This is a genomic window from Klebsiella sp. GW_Kp181, from assembly GCF_040062315.1.
Taxonomy (GTDB): domain Bacteria; phylum Pseudomonadota; class Gammaproteobacteria; order Enterobacterales; family Enterobacteriaceae; genus Klebsiella; species Klebsiella oxytoca.
Genome location: NZ_JBEAFR010000006.1, coordinates 20747 through 32746 on the forward strand (window position 1 = coordinate 20747; position 12000 = coordinate 32746).

Below are 12000 nucleotides of genomic sequence, written 5' to 3' on the forward strand. Positions count from 1 at the left end.
CAGTCCCCGCGTTACGCGGCGTCGTCCGCGCGCCAGAGTAGAGAACTCGGGCGAGTTATGGGATGATGATGCCGTTTTTCAGGGGGCAGGATGGGTAAACTAACGCTGCTGTTATTGGCTTTGCTGGTCTGGCTACAGTACTCGCTGTGGTTCGGCAAAAATGGTCTGCATGACTATAGCCGGGTTAATGACGATGTCTCCGCGCAGCAGGCAACTAACGCTAAATTAAAAGCACGCAACGATCAGCTGTTCGCCGAAATTGACGATCTCAACGGCGGCCAGGAAGCTATCGAAGAGCGCGCGCGCAATGAACTCAGTATGACCCGCCCGGGCGAAACGTTTTATCGTCTGGTGCCGGATGCGTCGAAACGCAACCAGGCCGCGGGGCAACAGCAGAATAATCGATAAACAGGCCCAGGATTACAACATGGCAGCCACTTTTCCGGGCGTTTGCGCCGTGGTGCCGGCAGCCGGTTTTGGCCGCCGCATGCAAACGGAATGCCCGAAACAATATCTCTCTATCGGTAACAAAACGATTCTCGAACACGCGGTCGCCGCGCTGTTGGCAAACTCGCGTATACAGCGGGTGGTGATTGCCGTCAGCCCTGGAGACGAGCGCTTTAGCCAGCTGCCGTTGGCGAATCATCCTCAGATCACCGTTGTTGATGGCGGTACAGAACGTGCGGACTCCGTCCTTGCGGGCCTGAAGGCTCTTAGCGAGGCCGATTGGGTGCTGGTACACGATGCCGCGCGCCCCTGCCTGCACCAGGACGATCTCAGCCGCCTGCTTCAACTCTGTGAGACCAGCCGAACGGGCGGCATTCTGGCCGCTCCGGTTCGCGATACCATGAAACGCGCGGAGCCGGGCAGGGCGGCTATTGCCCATACCGTCGAACGCAACGATTTATGGCATGCGCTGACGCCACAATTTTTCCCTCGCGAACTGCTTGTTGATTGCCTGACGCGGGCGCTTAATGAAGGGGCGACCATCACCGATGAAGCCTCGGCGCTGGAGTACTGCGGCTTTCATCCTGAGCTGGTCGCCGGACGAGCTGATAATATTAAAGTGACGCGCCCGGAAGACCTGGCGCTGGCCGAATTTTACCTTACCCGTTCCCGACACCAGGAGAAGGCTTAATGCGAATTGGACACGGTTTTGACGTACACGCTTTTGGCGGTGAAGGCCCCATCATCATCGGCGGCGTGCGCGTACCTTATGAAAAAGGGCTGCTGGCGCATTCCGACGGCGACGTCGCGCTGCACGCGCTGACCGATGCGCTGTTGGGCGCGGCGGCGCTGGGCGACATCGGCAAGCTGTTCCCGGATACCGACCCGGCCTTTAAGGGGGCCGATAGCCGCGAACTGCTGCGCGAAGCGTGGCGGCGCATCCAGGCAAAAGGCTTTACCCTTGGCAACGTTGACGTCACTATCATCGCCCAGGCGCCGAAAATGCTGCCGCATATTCCCCAGATGCGCATCTTTATTGCTGAAGACCTCGGCTGCCATATGGACGATGTAAACGTCAAAGCCACCACCACTGAAAAGCTGGGCTTTACCGGCCGTGGCGAAGGTATTGCCTGTGAAGCGGTGGCGCTGCTGCGTAAGGCGGAGAAATGATCGCTTTTGACGAACTCACTTATCTGCATGGAAAACCGCTGAGCCAGGGGCTGCTAAAAGCCAATCCGGAAGACTTTGTGGTGGTTGAGGATCTCGGCTTTGCGCCCGATGGCGAAGGCGAACATGTGCTGGTGCGTATTCTGAAAAACGGCTGCAATACCCGTTTTGTCGCTGACGCGTTGGCCAAATTCCTTAAAATTCATGCGCGCGAAGTGAGCTTTGCCGGGCAGAAAGACAAACATGCGGTGACTGAACAGTGGCTGTGCGCTCGAGTGCCGGGCAAAGAGATGCCCGACCTGAGCAAATTCCAGCTTGAAGGCTGTCAGGTACTGGAGTACGCGCGCCATAAGCGCAAGCTGCGCCTCGGGGCGCTGAAGGGGAACCAGTTTACGCTGGTGCTGCGCGAAATCAGCGATCGCGACGAAGTCGAAACGCGTTTACAGGCGATTGCTGAGCATGGCGTACCCAACTATTTTGGCGCCCAGCGCTTCGGTATCGGCGGCAGTAACCTGCTGGGGGCGCTGCGCTGGGCCGAGAGCGGCGCGCCGGTGCGCGATCGCAATAAACGCAGTTTTTGGTTGTCGGCGGCCCGCAGCGCATTGTTTAATCAACAGGTTGGTATTAGATTAAAAAAACCGGAATTTAATCAGGTTGTTGATGGCGATGCGCTACAATTAGCGGGGCGCGGAAGCTGGTTCGTTGCGACTTCTGAAGAACTGACGGAGCTCCAGGCGCGGGTAAATAATCGCGAACTGATGATTACCGCTGCGCTTGTAGGTAGCGGCGACTGGGGCAGCCAGCGGGACGCGCTGGCCGCCGAACAGGCGGCCGTCGTTGAAGAGACGCAGCTACAGACGCTGCTGGTGCGTGAAAAAGTAGAGGCCGCCCGCCGGGCGATGCTGCTTTATCCCCAGCAGATGAGCTGGAACTGGTGGGATGACGTTACCGTTGAACTGCGTTTCTGGCTGCCCGCAGGCAGCTTCGCCACCAGCGTAGTAAGGGAGCTTATCAATACAACGGGTGACTATGCGAATATTGCTGAGTAACGATGACGGGATCCACGCGCCGGGCATTCAGACCCTGGCGAAGGCCTTACGGGAATTCGCTGAGGTTCAGATAGTTGCACCCGATCGTAACCGCAGCGGGGCGTCGAATTCCCTGACGCTGGAGTCTTCGCTACGCACTTTCACTTTCGACAACGGCGATATCGCCGTGCAAATGGGCACGCCGACGGACTGTGTCTACCTCGGCGTCAACGCCCTGATGCGGCCGCGTCCGGATATTGTGGTCTCTGGCATTAACGCCGGGCCCAACCTTGGCGACGACGTCATCTATTCCGGCACCGTTGCCGCCGCCATGGAAGGCCGTCATCTGGGCTTTCCGGCGCTGGCCGTTTCGCTAAACGGCTACCAACACTATGAGACCGCCGCTGCGGTCACCAGCTCGATTCTCCGGGCATTAAGCCGCGAACCGCTGCGTACCGGGCGCATTCTCAATATCAACGTCCCGGATCTTCCGCTTGATCAGATAAAAGGTATTCGCGTTACCCGCTGCGGCAGCCGCCATCCTTCCGATCAGGTCATTCCGCAGAAAGATCCGCGCGGCAATACGCTGTACTGGATCGGTCCTCCGGGGGAAAAGTACGACGCCGGTCCGGATACCGACTTTGCCGCGGTGGATGAAGGCTATGTCTCGGTCACGCCGCTCCATGTCGATTTAACCGCCCACAGCGCGCATGAGGTGGTTAGCGGCTGGCTCGATCGCGTTGGGGTTGATACACAATGGTAAGCAAACGTGTTGAAAGTCTTCTCAATCAGCTTCGCACTCAGGGCATTGTCGACGAGCGCGTGCTGGACGCTATCGCGCAGGTGCCGCGAGAAAAGTTTGTTGATGAAGCCTTTGAACATAAGGCGTGGGAAAACACGGCATTGCCGATTGGCCAGGGGCAAACTATTTCGCAGCCCTATATGGTGGCGAGGATGACCGAGCTTCTGACGCTTACGCCGGAGTCAAGGGTGCTGGAAATCGGCACCGGCTCTGGTTATCAGACGGCAATTCTGGCGCACCTCGTGCACCACGTTTGCTCGGTCGAGCGTATTAAGAGCCTGCAGTGGCACGCGCGCCGTCGTCTGAAACAACTTGATTTACATAATGTTTCAACCCGTCACGGAGATGGATGGCAGGGTTGGCAGGCACGCGCGCCGTTTGACGCGATTATCGTGACCGCAGCGCCGCCGGAAATCCCGGCCGCACTGCTGGCGCAATTAGACGATGGCGGCGTGCTGGTGCTGCCGGTAGGCGAAGAGCACCAGTTTTTAAAGCGCATCCGTCGACGCGGCAATGAGTTTGTCATTGATACCGTCGAGGCCGTGCGCTTTGTTCCCCTCGTTAAAGGGGAGCTGGCCTGAACCGGATTATTCCAGGTTTTTTTGCCTGCATTTAGGCATAGGGTGGACGCATTTTTCGTGTCCTGGCCGGGCACCGTCCGGTGAGCAAGATATTGGTAGTTAACATATTCCTGGGGGATAAATGAGCGCGGGAAGCCCAAAATTTACCTTAAGCCGCATTGCGGCTTTGTCACTGGTGTCACTCTGGCTGGCAGGCTGCAGCAGTTCCAACAATCCGCCTGCGCCGGTCAGCACGGCTGGCGGGGCTTCGTCTTCGGGCACCAATTCCGGGATGCTGATCACGCCTCCGACCAATACCGCGCCGCAGGCTCGCCCGGTACAAACTCAACCGGTACAGACGCAGCCTGTGCAGATCCAGCCGATGGCTCAGGAGCCGGTGCAAACGGTAAACGGCAAAATCGTCTACAACCGTAAGTATGGGGATATTCCGAAAGGTAGCTATACCGGCGGCAGCACCTATACTGTTAAACGCGGCGACACGCTATTCTATATTGCGTGGGTTACCGGGAACGATTTCCGCGACCTGGCGCAGCGCAATAATATCCCGGCACCGTACGCTTTGAACGTCGGTCAGACGTTGCAGGTTGGCAATGCATCCGGCCAGCCGATTACCGGTGATAATCCTGTTGCCCAGGCGAGCGTGAAGGCCAGTAATGGTGGAATGTTGAGCGCAAATTCTGCACAAAAATCCACCGCGGTAGTTGCGTCACAACCAACTATTACGTATTCTGAATCTTCAGGTGAACAGAGTGCTAATAAGATGTTGCCGAACAACAAGCCCGCGACGACGACAACCGTCGCGCCAGTTACGGCTCCAGCTGTCAGCACCACCCAATCGACTGCAAGCAGTACGTCTACCAGTTCGCCGATCTCTTCATGGCGCTGGCCGACTGATGGCAAGGTTATCGAGAACTTTAGTGGGGCCGAAGGTGGCAATAAAGGTATTGATATTGCAGGCAGTAAAGGACAGGCTATTGTCGCGACCGCAGATGGGCGCGTCGTCTATGCCGGTAACGCACTGCGCGGTTACGGTAATCTTATTATCATCAAACATAACGATGATTACCTGAGCGCCTACGCCCATAACGATACGATGCTCGTAAAAGAGCAACAAGATATCAAGGCGGGGCAGAAGATCGCTACCATGGGTAGCACAGGTACTAGTTCGACACGATTGCATTTTGAAATTCGTTACAAGGGGAAATCCGTCAACCCGCTGCAGTATTTACCGCAGCGATAATTTGGCAAAGTACGGATAGCTCAGTATTGCTAAGAAAGGCGCCAGGGCGGCAACGATGTCTTCTTTAACGGGGCATAAAGGTTATCGTCCGGGCGTCCTTCGAGTGATATTTAGCCAAAGTGCTTTGCTCAGGGATCACGGGTAGGAGCCATCTTTATGAGTCAGAATACGCTGAAAGTTCATGATTTAAATGAAGACGCGGAATTTGATGAGAACGGAGTCGAGGTTTTTGACGAGAAAGCCTTAGTTGAAGAGGAACCCAGTGATAGCGATCTGGCTGAGGAAGAGCTTCTTTCGCAGGGAGCAACCCAACGGGTGCTTGATGCGACGCAGCTTTATCTCGGAGAGATTGGTTATTCCCCACTGCTGACTGCCGAAGAAGAGGTTTATTTTGCCCGTCGCGCGCTGCGTGGTGACGTTGCGTCACGCCGCCGGATGATCGAAAGTAACCTGCGTCTGGTTGTCAAGATTGCCCGCCGTTACGGCAATCGTGGTCTGGCTCTGCTGGACCTGATTGAAGAAGGTAACCTGGGGCTGATTCGCGCAGTTGAGAAGTTTGACCCGGAACGTGGGTTCCGTTTTTCAACTTACGCGACCTGGTGGATTCGCCAAACGATTGAACGGGCAATTATGAACCAAACCCGTACCATTCGTTTACCTATCCACATCGTCAAAGAGCTGAACGTCTATCTGCGTACCGCGCGCGAGTTGTCCCACAAGCTGGACCACGAGCCGAGCGCCGAAGAGATAGCCGAACAGCTGGATAAGCCAGTTGATGACGTAAGCCGCATGCTGCGTCTGAACGAGCGCATTACCTCAGTGGATACTCCGCTGGGTGGCGACTCGGAAAAAGCGCTGCTGGACATCCTGGCCGATGAAAAAGACAACGGCCCGGAAGACACCACGCAGGACGATGATATGAAACAAAGCATCGTCAAATGGCTGTTCGAACTGAACGCCAAGCAGCGTGAAGTGCTGGCTCGTCGCTTTGGCCTGCTGGGCTATGAAGCCGCGACGCTTGAGGATGTTGGCCGTGAAATTGGCCTGACCCGCGAACGCGTGCGTCAGATCCAGGTTGAAGGTCTCCGCCGTCTGCGGGAGATTCTGCAAAGCCAGGGGCTGAACATCGAAGCGCTGTTCCGCGAGTAAGACACCTTTCGTTAAAAAGGCTCAATCGTTTTTCGATTGGGCCTTTTTCTTTTTCAGCGTCTGCTCTCTATATCCGGGCCGTTTCATGGAGATGCAGCCAGCATATCTCCCCCTCCTGCTGGCGGAAAAGCGCCGTTGACCAGCGCGCCGTATCCGCTTTGCCGGGTAAAACGTGCGTTTCCCGATATATCACCGCGGCCCCATCGTGCCATTCGGCAAGCATCGCGGCGCTATCAATGACGATTTTTAAGCCGGGGCGGCTGGCGCGTGCCCCTTGAAAAAAAGCGCTGACCGCCTGCTGGTCCATGCGTGTCCCGTTAATCGGGATCATGGTAAATTCCGCGCTGAAGCGCTGCATTAACCCTTCGATGCTGCCAGTTCCCTGATTCAGCCAGGCTTCAATGGCCACATGGGCGGCAATGACTTCTTCAATATAGCGACTCATTTGTTCTCCGTTTTACCGTGCAGGCGCATGATTATCGCCCGGTTATTAAATGTAAGGCAGCGCAGCAGCGGCAGCAGCGTAAAAATAGCGGCGGCGATAAACACGCCGCGCCAGGCCTGCGGTGCTGGCCAGTAAAGCAAAAATGCGCTCAATAACCCCGCCAGCAGCGCAGCGCCAATCAGGAAACTCAGCTGACGATTGAGATTCCACAGCGCGCTGGCGTCCGGCATATCGCAGTTAGCCACATTAAGAAACGCGCTGCTTTGGGCCGTACTGCTGCACAGACTGCCGCCTGCGCCCATTAAGACAAATGCCGCGATCAGCGTGCTGCTGGCGGTTGGTGAATTAACGCTGGCCAGCGCGACGATCCCGGCGGCCTGAAGCAGGCAGCCGGCCGCAATCAGAGGGCGGGGGCCGAGACGATTAAAATAGCGACCGGTCGTGACGATCGCCACGAAAGAGGCCAGCGACCAGGGCAGCATCAGGGCGCCGATAGCGGAGGGTGACAACCCCGTTACGCTTTGCAAATAAAACATCCCGACGACGTTAATTCCGATAAACGTCCCCGGCACGCAGAGATACACCAGCATAGAAAAACGCAGCAGCGGGTCACGCAGTAAAGCGAGCGGTAATAAACCTCCCGCTCGCACAACGCTTCTCTCTTCTTTTAGCCACAACGCTGCCAGCGCTAACGTCAGAAGGGCTATCGGTAGGCTGGCAAGGAAGACCCAGCGCCAGCTAAGTGATTGCACCAGAAGACCTCCCAGCGCCGGGGAGCACGCCGGCGCCAGCAGCCCGACCAGCATCACCGCGGCAGAGAGCTTTGCCCGCTCGTGAGGCTTAAACTGCTGCCAGGTTAATGCCTGGCCTATTGGAATCAACAGTCCACCGCCCATTCCATGCAGGACGCGCCACAGAACCAGATTTAGCAATGAGTCGGCCATCCCTGTTGCCAGCGCGCCGATGCTAAACAGGCTGAGCGAAAGCAGAAACACCCGTCGGGCGCCAAACCGCTGGCTGAGCCTGGCGCTAAACGGCAGCACCAGGGTGAGTCCTGCAATATAGCCATTACTGACCCACGCCAGTTCGCCTGGCGACGCGTGCAGCGTCCGGCTCATCGCCGGAAAAGCGACGCTGGCGATAAACATATTGATTAAGTCGAGAAAGAAACCCAGCAGAAAGAGGGTTGCGACCTTGTTGCGATACATCATTGATTACTCTCCCCATGAAGGCCGCTACTGTAAACCTCAGCATCAGGGCGAATAAACGCGACATTCGGATATATACTGTCTGAAATTTTTTGACAATGAGCGATATGATGCTGAACCTGCAGCGGATGACCATGTTTGTGGCGGTGGTGGAGAGCGGCAGTTTTACCGCGGCGGCGGCGGCCCTCGGGCAAACCAAGGCCGTGGTCAGTTTTAACGTCAGGCAGCTGGAGAGCGAGCTGGGCGTTACGCTGCTGTTGCGATCGACCCGACGGCTTACGCTGACTGAGGCCGGGTCGCTGTTTTATCAGCGTGGCCTCGCGCTGCTGAAGGCAGCGGAAAATCTGCAGGACGACGTCCGGGGCAGCCATGTGGGATTGAGCGGCGAATTGCGGGTCGCGACCACGGCAGAATATGGTGCCCAGGTGATTGTTCCGGCGCTGGCGGCGTTCAGCCTGCCGCATCCAGCGCTCCGCGTGCGGCACGTTTCTTCTTCTCACCACGCGGATTTAATCTCAGATCGTGTTGATGTGGCGATTCGTCTCGGGACGCTGGCGGATTCACGTTACCGCGCGGCGCTGATCTCGCGCTTTGCCATCGTAGCGGTCGCCTCCCCGGCGTGGCTGGCGCAGCACCCGGTGAAGACGCTAGAGGATCTGGCCCATTCCGCGTGGATTATTCATGAACGTCTGACGACGCCGCTGCGCTGGCAGCTCAGCGGGCCGCAGGAACGGTGTATCCCGTTTGAAATTAAAAAGGCGCCACGGATATCGGCGGATAGCGCCAGCGCGCTGATGGCTTTTGCGCTGGCGGGGAACGGCGTCGCGCTGCTCCCCGAATGGCTGGCGGCCGCTGCGCTGGCGGATAACGCCCTCGTGCGGATTATGCCGGAATTCCGCTTCCCGTCTCAGGGAGTGTATGCGGTTTATCCGGACGCGCAGCATGTTCCCGCCAGGGTTCGGGCGTTTATTGATTTTCTCCGCGAGCGTTTGGGTTAGCGCTCTTGCGCCATCAGCTTATGGATGAGTTGCGAAAACTGACGGCGCTCTTCATCACTAAGGCGGCCTAAAAACTCTTCATCAACGGCGTTACCCAGCGGCATAGAGCTTGCCAGCAGCGCTTCGCCTTCGGCGGTTAAATAGACAAACCGCCGGCGTTTGTCCGCCGGATCGTGTTCGCGACGAACCAACCCCCGGCTTTCCATACGGCTCAGCATTTCCGCCAGCGTCGCTTTGGTGCTGACCGCCGCTTCCGTTAACGTCACCTGTTCGATGCCGGGATGCTCGGCAATTGAACGCATTACCGCATACTGCGGTTTGGTCAGGTCCGGCAGTTCGTGCTGCCAGCGAGCGGTGTGCTGCTGAAAAAGCTGGCGCAACAGGTGGAACGCCTCGTTTCTTAACTCCATGACAACTCCGTAATCAAACCGTCGATTCTATGATAGCCGTTCGCACGGGGATTTAGCATTTTTCCTTTTTTGATTAAAAATGCGGCCGTATACGAACGAACTTGCATGGATAGCCCTACAAGAGTAGCTTTAATAAAAACGTTCGTATACGAACAAAGTATGAGGCGATGATGAAGCTAATTGTTGGGATGACCGGAGCGACAGGCGCTCCGTTGGGGGTTGCGCTGCTTAAAGCGCTGCGTGAGATGCCGGAAGTGGAAACGCATCTGGTGATGTCAAAGTGGGCCAAAACGACCATTGAGCTGGAAACGCCTTACAGCGCCCGTGAAGTCGCCGCACTGGCCGATTTCTCCCATAGCCCGGCGGATCAGGCCGCCGTCATCTCATCAGGTTCATTTCGCACCGACGGCATGATTGTTATTCCCTGCAGTATGAAAACGCTGGCGGGTATTCGTGCCGGTTATGCCGAGGGGCTGGTTGGCCGGGCCGCGGACGTGGTGCTGAAAGAGGGGCGTAAGCTGGTACTGGTACCGCGCGAAATGCCGTTAAGCACCATCCATCTGGAAAACATGCTGGCCCTGTCACGCATGGGGGTGGCAATGGTGCCGCCCATGCCCGCTTATTACAACCATCCTAAAACCATTGAGGACGTCACGGACCACGTTGTCACGCGAGTGCTGGATCAGTTCGGTCTGGAGTATCACAAAGCGCGCCGCTGGAGCGGGTTACGGGCGGTAGAGAATGTTTCACAGGAGAATGAATAATGGCTTTTGATGATTTGCGCAGCTTTTTGCAGGCGCTGGACGACCAGGGGCAACTGCTGAAAATTAGCGAAGAGGTTAACGCGGAACCGGATCTGGCCGCCGCGGCGAACGCCACCGGACGTATCGGCGATGGCGCGCCGGCGCTTTGGTTCGATAATATTCGCGGATTTACCGATGCTCGCGTAGCAATGAATACTATCGGTTCCTGGCAGAACCACGCTATCTCGCTGGGCTTGCCGCCGAATACGCCGGTGAAAAAGCAGATCGACGAGTTTATTCGCCGTTGGGATAAATTTCCGGTAACGCCGGAGCGGCGGGCAAATCCGGCGTGGGCGGAAAATAGCGTCGACGGTGAAGATATTAATCTGTTTGATATTCTGCCCTTGTTCCGTCTTAACGACGGCGACGGTGGTTTTTATCTCGACAAAGCCTGTGTGGTTTCGCGCGATCCCCTCGACCCGGAGAATTTTGGCAAGCAAAACGTCGGCATTTACCGTATGGAGGTGAAGGGTAAACGTAAGCTCGGCCTCCAGCCGGTGCCCATGCATGATATCGCCTTACATCTGCACAAAGCGGAAGAGCGCGGTGAAGATCTGCCGATCGCCATTACCCTGGGCAACGATCCGATTATTACTCTGATGGGCGCTACGCCGTTGAAATACGATCAGTCGGAATATGAGATGGCGGGCGCGCTGCGGGAAAGCCCGTACCCTATCGCCACCGCGCCGCTGACCGGCTTTGACGTGCCGTGGGGCTCAGAGGTCATCCTCGAAGGGGTGATTGAGAGCCGCAAGCGTGAAATCGAAGGTCCGTTCGGTGAATTTACCGGCCACTATTCTGGCGGCCGTAATATGACGGTGGTGCGTATCGATAAGGTTTCATACCGTAGCAAACCGATTTTTGAGTCGCTCTATCTTGGTATGCCGTGGACCGAAATTGACTACCTGATGGGCCCGGCCACCTGCGTGCCGCTGTATCAGCAGCTGAAGGCCGAATTCCCCGAAGTGCAGGCGGTCAACGCAATGTACACCCACGGCCTGCTGGCGATTATCTCCACCAAAAAACGCTACGGCGGCTTTGCCCGCGCGGTTGGCCTGCGCGCGATGACCACCCCGCACGGCCTGGGCTACGTGAAGATGGTGATTATGGTTGATGAAGATGTGGATCCGTTCAACCTGCCGCAGGTGATGTGGGCGCTCTCTTCAAAGGTCAACCCGGCGGGGGACCTGGTGCAGTTACCGAATATGTCGGTACTTGAGCTTGATCCCGGCTCCAGCCCGGCGGGAATTACCGACAAATTAATTATCGACGCCACCACGCCGGTTGCGCCGGATCTCCGCGGCCACTACAGCCAGCCGGTACAGGATCTTCCTGAAACCAAAGCCTGGGCTGAAAAACTGACCGCCATGCTGGCCAACCGTAAATAAGGAGGAAAAGATGATTTGTCCACGTTGCGCCGATGAACATATTGAAGTGCTGGCAAAATCGCCGGTAAAAGATGTCTGGACGGTATTTCAGTGCCAGCACTGTTTCTACACCTGGCGCGATACTGAACCGCTACGCCGCACCAGCCGCGAACATTATCCGGAAGCGTTTCGCATGACGCAGAAGGATATTGATGAATCGCCGATGGTGCCGAGTATTCCGCCGCTGCTGGCGGAAGATAAACGATAAAATAAACGGGCCCGCTCAGTCGGGCCTTTTTTATTGTCATCCCTAAACCACCTCCTAGGGAGGTGGTGATTGATCCTGTAAGGCTAT

Annotated in this window: 16 protein-coding genes; 12 read left to right on the top strand and 4 right to left on the bottom strand. The window is 56.8% G+C overall.

Going from position 1 to position 12000, the window contains the following annotated elements; genetic code table 11:
• Nucleotides 1–90 precede the first annotated feature (90 nt).
• Genes ftsB through ABLV11_RS05550 form a run of 6 tightly spaced genes read left to right on the top strand, consistent with a single transcriptional unit; the run spans nt 91 to nt 4025 of the window.
• Nucleotides 91–408 carry a cell division protein FtsB gene (ftsB, locus tag ABLV11_RS05525; protein WP_004104977.1) on the top strand — a complete coding sequence of 106 codons (318 nt, stop codon included), beginning with the start codon at nt 91–93 and terminating at the stop codon, nt 406–408.
• Between the two features lie 19 nt (nt 409–427).
• Nucleotides 428–1138: a 2-C-methyl-D-erythritol 4-phosphate cytidylyltransferase gene (ispD, locus tag ABLV11_RS05530; RefSeq protein ID WP_004114882.1), complete on the top strand. Its 711-nt coding sequence runs from the start codon at nt 428–430 to the stop codon at nt 1136–1138.
• Nucleotides 1138–1617 carry a 2-C-methyl-D-erythritol 2,4-cyclodiphosphate synthase gene (gene ispF, locus ABLV11_RS05535; protein ID WP_004104972.1) on the top strand — a complete coding sequence of 160 codons (480 nt, stop codon included), beginning with the start codon at nt 1138–1140 and terminating at the stop codon, nt 1615–1617. Before ispD ends, ispF begins: the two co-directional genes overlap by 1 nt.
• Nucleotides 1614–2663: a tRNA pseudouridine(13) synthase TruD gene (truD, locus tag ABLV11_RS05540; RefSeq protein ID WP_126489478.1), complete on the top strand. Its 1050-nt coding sequence runs from the start codon at nt 1614–1616 to the stop codon at nt 2661–2663. Before ispF ends, truD begins: the two co-directional genes overlap by 4 nt.
• Nucleotides 2644–3405 carry a 5'/3'-nucleotidase SurE gene (gene surE / locus ABLV11_RS05545; RefSeq protein WP_004114878.1) on the top strand — a complete coding sequence of 254 codons (762 nt, stop codon included), beginning with the start codon at nt 2644–2646 and terminating at the stop codon, nt 3403–3405. The genes truD and surE overlap by 20 nt, the downstream gene beginning before the upstream one ends.
• On the top strand, nt 3399–4025 hold the full coding sequence (locus ABLV11_RS05550; RefSeq protein ID WP_004104966.1) for a protein-L-isoaspartate(D-aspartate) O-methyltransferase: 627 nt from the start codon (nt 3399–3401) through the stop codon (nt 4023–4025). The genes surE and ABLV11_RS05550 overlap by 7 nt, the downstream gene beginning before the upstream one ends.
• A gap of 99 nt (nt 4026–4124) precedes the next feature.
• Here ABLV11_RS05550 and ABLV11_RS05555 read toward each other — a convergent pair whose 3' ends face one another.
• Nucleotides 4125–4259: a peptidase gene (locus ABLV11_RS05555; protein ID WP_224226457.1), complete on the bottom strand. Its 135-nt coding sequence runs from the start codon at nt 4257–4259 to the stop codon at nt 4125–4127.
• On the opposite strand from ABLV11_RS05555, the gene nlpD reads away from it, so the two are divergent.
• Entirely contained in the window at nt 4201–5265 is a 1065-nt protein-coding gene (gene nlpD / locus ABLV11_RS05560) for a murein hydrolase activator NlpD (RefSeq protein ID WP_230133338.1), read from the top strand. The genes ABLV11_RS05555 and nlpD overlap by 59 nt on opposite strands.
• Before the next feature lie 156 nt (nt 5266–5421).
• Nucleotides 5422–6414: an RNA polymerase sigma factor RpoS gene (gene rpoS, locus ABLV11_RS05565; RefSeq protein ID WP_004104962.1), complete on the top strand. Its 993-nt coding sequence runs from the start codon at nt 5422–5424 to the stop codon at nt 6412–6414.
• 67 nt (nt 6415–6481) lie between these two features.
• Here the strand turns inward: rpoS and ABLV11_RS05570 are convergent, their stop codons facing one another.
• A complete protein-coding gene (locus ABLV11_RS05570) occupies nt 6482–6859 on the bottom strand; it encodes a DUF4440 domain-containing protein (protein WP_126489477.1) in 378 nt (125 codons plus the stop codon).
• On the bottom strand, nt 6856–8070 hold the full coding sequence (locus ABLV11_RS05575; protein ID WP_224330628.1) for an MFS transporter: 1215 nt from the start codon (nt 8068–8070) through the stop codon (nt 6856–6858). The genes ABLV11_RS05570 and ABLV11_RS05575 overlap by 4 nt, the downstream gene beginning before the upstream one ends.
• Before the next feature lie 107 nt (nt 8071–8177).
• Between ABLV11_RS05575 and ABLV11_RS05580 the strand changes: the two genes are divergently transcribed.
• Nucleotides 8178–9065, top strand: coding sequence for a LysR family transcriptional regulator (locus ABLV11_RS05580; RefSeq protein WP_105890657.1), 888 nt, complete (start codon nt 8178–8180; stop codon nt 9063–9065).
• Here the strand turns inward: ABLV11_RS05580 and ABLV11_RS05585 are convergent.
• Nucleotides 9062–9475, bottom strand: a complete 414-nt coding sequence (locus ABLV11_RS05585) for a MarR family transcriptional regulator (protein ID WP_004104957.1) — start codon at nt 9473–9475, stop codon at nt 9062–9064. The genes ABLV11_RS05580 and ABLV11_RS05585 overlap by 4 nt on opposite strands.
• A 170-nt stretch (nt 9476–9645) precedes the next feature.
• Between ABLV11_RS05585 and ABLV11_RS05590 the strand changes: the two genes are divergently transcribed.
• The 3 genes from ABLV11_RS05590 to ABLV11_RS05600 are packed head-to-tail and all read left to right on the top strand — an operon-like array spanning nt 9646 to nt 11913.
• Nucleotides 9646–10239 (top strand): non-oxidative hydroxyarylic acid decarboxylases subunit B, encoded by a 594-nt coding sequence (locus ABLV11_RS05590; RefSeq protein WP_004104955.1) that lies wholly within the window; start codon nt 9646–9648, stop codon nt 10237–10239.
• On the top strand, nt 10239–11666 hold the full coding sequence (locus ABLV11_RS05595; protein WP_004104953.1) for a non-oxidative hydroxyarylic acid decarboxylases subunit C: 1428 nt from the start codon (nt 10239–10241) through the stop codon (nt 11664–11666). Before ABLV11_RS05590 ends, ABLV11_RS05595 begins: the two co-directional genes overlap by 1 nt.
• Before the next feature lie 10 nt (nt 11667–11676).
• Nucleotides 11677–11913 carry a non-oxidative hydroxyarylic acid decarboxylases subunit D gene (locus ABLV11_RS05600; protein ID WP_004104951.1) on the top strand — a complete coding sequence of 79 codons (237 nt, stop codon included), beginning with the start codon at nt 11677–11679 and terminating at the stop codon, nt 11911–11913.
• Nucleotides 11914–12000 lie beyond the last annotated feature (87 nt).

Excerpts from the sequence above, each read along its gene's own strand:
- ispF (WP_004104972.1), top strand. The coding sequence starts at position 1,138 with ATGCGAATTGGACACGGTTTTGACGTACACGCTTTTGGCGGTGAAGGC.
- rpoS (WP_004104962.1), top strand. The coding sequence starts at position 5,422 with ATGAGTCAGAATACGCTGAAAGTTCATGATTTAAATGAAGACGCGGAA.
- ABLV11_RS05590 (WP_004104955.1), top strand. The coding sequence starts at position 9,646 with ATGAAGCTAATTGTTGGGATGACCGGAGCGACAGGCGCTCCGTTGGGG.
- truD (WP_126489478.1), top strand. The coding sequence starts at position 1,614 with ATGATCGCTTTTGACGAACTCACTTATCTGCATGGAAAACCGCTGAGC.
- ABLV11_RS05595 (WP_004104953.1), top strand. The coding sequence starts at position 10,239 with ATGGCTTTTGATGATTTGCGCAGCTTTTTGCAGGCGCTGGACGACCAG.
- ABLV11_RS05585 (WP_004104957.1), bottom strand. The coding sequence starts at position 9,475 with ATGGAGTTAAGAAACGAGGCGTTCCACCTGTTGCGCCAGCTTTTTCAG.
- ABLV11_RS05580 (WP_105890657.1), top strand. The coding sequence starts at position 8,178 with ATGCTGAACCTGCAGCGGATGACCATGTTTGTGGCGGTGGTGGAGAGC.
- ABLV11_RS05575 (WP_224330628.1), bottom strand. The coding sequence starts at position 8,070 with ATGATGTATCGCAACAAGGTCGCAACCCTCTTTCTGCTGGGTTTCTTT.
- ABLV11_RS05550 (WP_004104966.1), top strand. The coding sequence starts at position 3,399 with ATGGTAAGCAAACGTGTTGAAAGTCTTCTCAATCAGCTTCGCACTCAG.
- ispD (WP_004114882.1), top strand. The coding sequence starts at position 428 with ATGGCAGCCACTTTTCCGGGCGTTTGCGCCGTGGTGCCGGCAGCCGGT.
- ABLV11_RS05570 (WP_126489477.1), bottom strand. The coding sequence starts at position 6,859 with ATGAGTCGCTATATTGAAGAAGTCATTGCCGCCCATGTGGCCATTGAA.
- ABLV11_RS05600 (WP_004104951.1), top strand. The coding sequence starts at position 11,677 with ATGATTTGTCCACGTTGCGCCGATGAACATATTGAAGTGCTGGCAAAA.
- surE (WP_004114878.1), top strand. The coding sequence starts at position 2,644 with ATGCGAATATTGCTGAGTAACGATGACGGGATCCACGCGCCGGGCATT.
- ftsB (WP_004104977.1), top strand. The coding sequence starts at position 91 with ATGGGTAAACTAACGCTGCTGTTATTGGCTTTGCTGGTCTGGCTACAG.